Source organism: Tabrizicola sp. (genome assembly GCF_036781545.1).
Taxonomy (GTDB): Bacteria; Pseudomonadota; Alphaproteobacteria; order Rhodobacterales; family Rhodobacteraceae; genus Tabrizicola.
In genome coordinates this window covers 1-5,486 of record NZ_DAIQAT010000200.1, presented here as the reverse complement: position 1 = coordinate 5,486, position 5,486 = coordinate 1, and the positions used below count along the sequence as shown (strand labels likewise).

7 protein-coding genes are annotated in these 5,486 nt (G+C 62.5%); all 7 read right to left on the bottom strand.

Annotation, left to right across the window (positions count from 1 at the left end):
* Positions 1–1,280 (bottom strand): replication-associated recombination protein A (locus V7Q39_RS18965; protein WP_333818176.1); only part of this gene is annotated, 1,280 nt, incomplete at its 3' end.
* Between the two features lie 112 nt (positions 1,281–1,392).
* Positions 1,393–1,980, bottom strand: a complete 588-nt coding sequence (locus V7Q39_RS18960) for an acyl-homoserine-lactone synthase (protein ID WP_333818175.1) — start codon at positions 1,978–1,980, stop codon at positions 1,393–1,395.
* A 55-nt stretch (positions 1,981–2,035) separates the two neighbouring features.
* The gene (locus V7Q39_RS18955; protein WP_333818174.1) at positions 2,036–2,629 is read right to left on the bottom strand and encodes an autoinducer binding domain-containing protein; all 594 of its coding nucleotides are present in this window, start codon (positions 2,627–2,629) and stop codon (positions 2,036–2,038) included.
* Between the two features lie 188 nt (positions 2,630–2,817).
* Positions 2,818–3,231 carry a 50S ribosomal protein L17 gene (rplQ, locus tag V7Q39_RS18950; RefSeq protein WP_333818173.1) on the bottom strand — a complete coding sequence of 138 codons (414 nt, stop codon included), beginning with the start codon at positions 3,229–3,231 and terminating at the stop codon, positions 2,818–2,820.
* Positions 3,232–3,364: 133 nt separating this feature from the next.
* Positions 3,365–4,381, bottom strand: coding sequence for a DNA-directed RNA polymerase subunit alpha (locus tag V7Q39_RS18945; RefSeq protein WP_333818172.1), 1,017 nt, complete (start codon positions 4,379–4,381; stop codon positions 3,365–3,367).
* A 121-nt stretch (positions 4,382–4,502) separates the two neighbouring features.
* On the bottom strand, positions 4,503–4,898 hold the full coding sequence (gene rpsK / locus V7Q39_RS18940) for a 30S ribosomal protein S11 (protein WP_137110207.1): 396 nt from the start codon (positions 4,896–4,898) through the stop codon (positions 4,503–4,505).
* Between the two features lie 12 nt (positions 4,899–4,910).
* Positions 4,911–5,279, bottom strand: coding sequence for a 30S ribosomal protein S13 (gene rpsM / locus V7Q39_RS18935; RefSeq protein WP_333818171.1), 369 nt, complete (start codon positions 5,277–5,279; stop codon positions 4,911–4,913).
* Positions 5,280–5,486: the final 207 nt, after the last annotated feature.

The following is a 5,486-nucleotide window of genomic DNA, read 5'->3' as shown; positions in this document are numbered from 1 at the left end:
AAATACTCCACCCGCTTCTTCAGCTCGCGCTCGAACCCACGCTCGGGCGGCAGATACCAGACGGGCCGCTTCATGCCTTCGGGGAAGTAGTTCTGGCCGGAAAACCCATCCTCTGCGTCATGGTCATAGCTGTAGCCCGCGCCATAGCCCTGATCCTTCATCATCCGCGTCGGCGCATTCAGGATATGCTTCGGCGGCATCAAACTGCCCGTCTCCCGCGCCGCCGCGCGCGCCGCCTTGTAGGCGGTGTAGACCGCGTTCGACTTCGGCGCGAGCGCCAGGTAGACCAGCGCCTGCGCCAGCGCCAGCTCTCCCTCGGGCGACCCCAGCCGCTCGTAAGTCTGCCATCCGTCAAGACAAACTGCCTCGGCCTGCGGGTCGGCAAGGCCGATGTCCTCCACCGCCATCCGGGTGATCCGCCGCGCCAGGAAGCGCGGATCCTCGCCGCCTTCCAGCATCCGCGCGAACCAGTAGAGCGCGGCATCCGGGTCGCTGCCGCGCACCGATTTGTGCAGCGCCGAGATCAGGTTGTAGTGCTCGTCGCCCGATTTGTCGTATTTCGCTGCCCTCCGCATCAGCCGCTGCGAAAGCTGGTCGCGGGTCAGGGGCGTATCGACTTTCCAGGCCGCCACCTGCTCGATCAGGTTCAGAAGCGCCCGTCCGTCGCCATCAGCCATCTCCAGCATCGCCTCGCGCGCCTCGCCCTTCAAGGGCAGCGCCCGACCGATCTCCTGCTCGGCCCGCTGCGCCAGACGCTCCAGATCGGCGAGGGAAAGCCGTTCCAGCACAATGACTTGCGCGCGGGACAACAGCGCCGCATTCAGCTCGAAGCTGGGATTTTCGGTCGTCGCCCCGACCAGCAGGATCGTCCCGTCCTCCATATGCGGCAGGAACCCGTCCTGCTGGGCCTTGTTGAAACGGTGGATCTCGTCGACGAACAAGAGCGTCCCCTTGCCGTTCTGCCGCCGCAGCTTCGCCGCCTCGAACACCTTCCGCAGCTCCGGCACCCCGGTGAAGATCGCGGAGATCTGCACGAAATGCAGGTCCGTCTCATCGGCCAGCAGGCGGGCGATCGTGGTCTTGCCCACCCCCGGCGGGCCCCAGAGGATCAGCGAGGACAGCGACCCCGCCGCCAGCATCGCCCCCAACGGGCCATCGCGCGACAGGACCTTGTCCTGCCCGATCACTTCGGACAGCGACTTCGGCCGCAACCGGTCGGCCAGCGGGCGGGGGCCACTGGCACGAGGCCCGGTGTCGGGCGTATCGAAGAGATCGGCCATCACTTTCCTTCAGGGCAACAGACGACCAAGCAAGGCGCGTTCGGCCAGCTGGCGCCTGCAATATCCGTCCTGCACGACAGGCGCCGGGGCCGGACCCGTCTCCAGTCCGGCTTCAATGCATCTTGGCGGCAAGGTTGATCGTGACACAGACGCAATCCAGCCCGTCGAAATTCAGGATCGGCCCGGCCGGTTCGCATTCCAGGCCGACACGGCGACCAATCCGGCGCGAGGCTTCCGGGATCAGCCCCAGAACCGAGCTCGCCCCCAGATCCCGTGCGGCGTTCACCATTTCCTGACGCAGTTGCAGCTGGACGCGCAGGCGCATCGCCGCCGGAACCACCTCGGACACGAAGACCCGGCTGCTTTCCCAGATTTGATCCGACACCGGGGCAGGCATATCCAGAAGATTGCTCGGAATGGTTTCCAGCAAGCCGCGCTGAGCGTCGCGGATCATGTAGCTGTAAATGCCGCAGCGATGGGTGGTCGGCGTCAACCGGATTCCCGCAAGAACTTCGCCATTCTCATGCACCGCAACCCAACGGCTGGCCGGGGTGTCATATTGGTCGAATTCCATGCCGTTTGATTGCGGCAGGTCCCACTTGTTGTGCTGGATGAATGCACGGTGGCGCGCACGGAACATGTTGGCGAACAGTTCGCCGTGATTGTGCAGGTTCTCGTAAGAGAGGGTTGTGACTTCCATTTCTGTCTCCTTCTGATTTTGTCGTTCGACGGCCAGAGGAAGACCACACACTACTTCAGAGCAGACGGTATTCGCGCGCCTTTCTCAGAGCTTCTGCTGCGGTTCGAGCCTCAAGCCTGATTCTTGCCGAGTTCAGCCTTGCCTTGAAGGCACTTTCCGAAATCCCGAGTTTTGCCGCGGCAGCAGTGTGACGGTCCCCATTTGCGATGCATTGCAGCGCTTCGATTTGCGCCTTCGTCAGTTCCGAGGGTGGTTTCGCTGCGATATGTAGACGCGCAGTGATATCGGCCAGACGTTCCATCTCTTCATCTGTGAACTCGCGATCATTCCGGGTGATCCCGGCCATCGATCGCGACGTAATGGGGCCATAAGAAGATACCGCGCCATAGCGCATGCCGTAGCTGGCGGCCTTCTTCAATAGATCGAACGGATCCGGAAGCGGGATCTCGCTCCATCGGCGCGTTCCTGTGGTTCCAATCCCCCAGAAGATCACCGGATCCCTCAGATAGTAGGAGTGTGAATTGTAGTACTCGACCCACGCCTCGGGGTATCGGCTGTGATAGATCAAAGGGCTGGCAAAGCGGATGTGCAGACCAACGGCATACCCCTGCGGCGCCAACTCTCCCAGTTCTTCGTAAAGCTCGGTCAATCGTTTACTCTGTGACATCGACAAGGTTGTTCCCATCTAGCGTCATCTTCAACCTCAGGAACCAGTTTTCAAGCGTTACAGCAACTTATCGTAGAGTTTTGTGTCATCCGAGACAAAACGCCGCCCCTCCAATGGCCAAGGCCCGCCTAGTGGCGGGCCTTGAGATATAGGGCGCGCGCGACTGAAGGTCAGGCGTTTTCCGCCGATTCGGTCCGCGCATGGTCTGCCGCGCCCTTGGCCGAAGTGTCGCGGTCGACGAATTCGATGATCGCCATGGGCGCCATGTCGCCATAGCGGAACCCGGCTTTCAGGATGCGGATATAGCCGCCCTGACGGTCCTTGTAGCGCGGCCCCAGGATAGCGAACAGGCGCTCGACATGCTGGTCCTGCTTCAGCGCCGAAGCCGCCTGGCGACGGGCGTGCAGGTCGCCGCGCTTGGCGAGCGTGATCAGCTTCTCGACGATCGGGCGCAGTTCCTTGGCCTTGGGCAGGGTGGTCTTGATCTGCTCATGCTCGATCAGCGAGCCGGCCATGTTGGCGAACAGCGCCTTGCGGTGTTCGTGGGTGCGGTTCAGTTTGCGGTAGCCGCTAGAGTGACGCATTGGAATCTCCTATCGCGTGTTTTGCTTTGTCCGGCAGGGCCTACTTTTGGCCCCACTCACCTTGGGCTTTCGCCAGTCATTCCCCGCACCGGGCGGGCATTTGGGTCGGGTGGGACGAACCCCACCCGCTTTTTCAGAACTGGTCTTCGAACCGTTTCGCCAGATCCTCGATGTTCTCCGGCGGCCAGCTTTCGACGTCCATGCCGAGATGCAGGCCCATGCCCGAGAGCACTTCCTTGATCTCGTTCAGCGACTTGCGGCCGAAGTTCGGGGTGCGGAGCATCTCCGCCTCGGTCTTCTGGATCAGGTCGCCGATATAGACGATGTTGTCGTTCTTCAGGCAGTTGGCCGAACGGACCGACAGTTCCAGCTCGTCGACCTTCTTCAGGAGCAGCGGGTTGAACTCCAGCCCGCTGTCGATCTCGCCGACCTTGGCCGATTCAGGTTCTTCGAAGTTGACGAAGATCGACAGCTGATCCTGCAGGATGCGCGCGGCATAGGCCACGGCATCGTCCGGGGTCAGGCTGCCGTCGGTCTCGACCCGCATCGTCAGCTTGTCGTAGTCCAGCACCTGGCCCTCGCGGGTGGGCGTGACTTCATACGACACCTTCTTCACCGGCGAATAGATCGCGTCGATCGGGATCAGGCCGATCGGCGCATCCTCGGGGCGGTTCTTGTCGGCCGAGACATAGCCTTTGCCGGTGTTCACGGTCAGCTCCATGAACACGTCCGCGCCTTCGTCGAGGTGGCAGATCACATGGTCCTTGTTCAGGACCTCGATGCCGTTGGATTCGGAAATCTCGCCCGCGGTCACGACGCCCGGCCCCTTGGCCGAGATCGACAGCCGCTTCGGCCCTTCCACATCCATCTTCAGGCTCACGCCCTTCAGGTTCAGGACGATGTCCGTCACATCCTCGCGCACGCCGGCCACCGAGGAAAACTCGTGCAGCACGTTGTCGATCTGGACGGAGGTGATCGCCCCCCCCTGCAGCGAGGACATCAGCACGCGGCGCAGCGCATTGCCCAGCGTCAGGCCGAAGCCCCGCTCCAGGGGCTCGGCGATCACCGTCGCGACGCGGGCGGCATCTGCCCCCGGCTTCACGACCAGTTGCGTCGGCTTGATGAGTTCCTGCCAGTTCTTATGGATCATTCTGAAGCCCCTATTCTTGTCCGCTGCCGATGTCCTAAGCCTACGGACGCCCGAGGATCGTAAACGACGAAAACCGGGCCGCGAGGAGACGGCTCCCCACGGCCCGGCCGAAATAAATGCCTTAGACGCGGCGGCGCTTCGGCGGACGGCAGCCGTTGTGCGCAAGCGGCGTCACGTCGCGGATCGAGGTGATCTGGAAACCCACCGCAGCCAGCGCGCGCAGAGCCGATTCACGGCCTGAACCGGGGCCCTGCACTTCGACTTCCAGCGTGCGGACGCCATGTTCCTGCGCCTTGCGGCCCGCATCCTCGGCGGCCATCTGGGCGGCATAGGGCGTCGACTTGCGGCTGCCCTTGAAGCCCATGGTGCCCGAGGACGACCACGAGATCGCGTTGCCCTGGACGTCTGAGATCAGGATCTTGGTGTTGTTGAACGACGAGTTCACATGCGCCACACCGGCGGCGATGTTCTTGCGTTCTTTCTTCTTCGTGCGGGCGGTCTTGGTATCGCGTGCCATATCGTCCGCTCCTTATTTCTTCTTGCCGGCAATGGCCTTCGCGGGGCCTTTGCGGGTGCGGGCGTTGGTGTGGGTGCGCTGGCCGCGGACCGGCAGGCCCTTGCGGTGACGCAGGCCGCGGTAGCAGCCCAGGTCCATCAGACGCTTGATGTTCATCGTGACTTCGCGGCGCAGGTCGCCCTCGACCGTCAGGTTCGCGTCGATGTATTCGCGGATCGCCAGCACTTCGCTGTCGGTCAGCTGGTTCACCCGGCGGGCACTGTCGATCTTCAGCGCGTCACAGATGGTCTGGGCGGTGTGGGGGCCGATCCCGGTGATGTAGGTGAGCGCGATCGGAACCCGTTTCGCGGTCGGAATGTTGACGCCAGCAATACGTGCCAAACGTGTCGTCCTTCTTCGGTTGCGGTTCCGTAGTGCCAGAACCTTTTTTCACAACACCGCACGGGCAGTTAACCCGGCGATACGAACTTCCAATATGGAAGACCCGCAAGGCGATTCCACCGCGGGACGCCGTGCATTAGGGGCTTTTCTCCGGGCCGTCAAGGCCGCGAGATCAGTTTTTCAGGCTTTGTCAAGAACCTTGGCGAT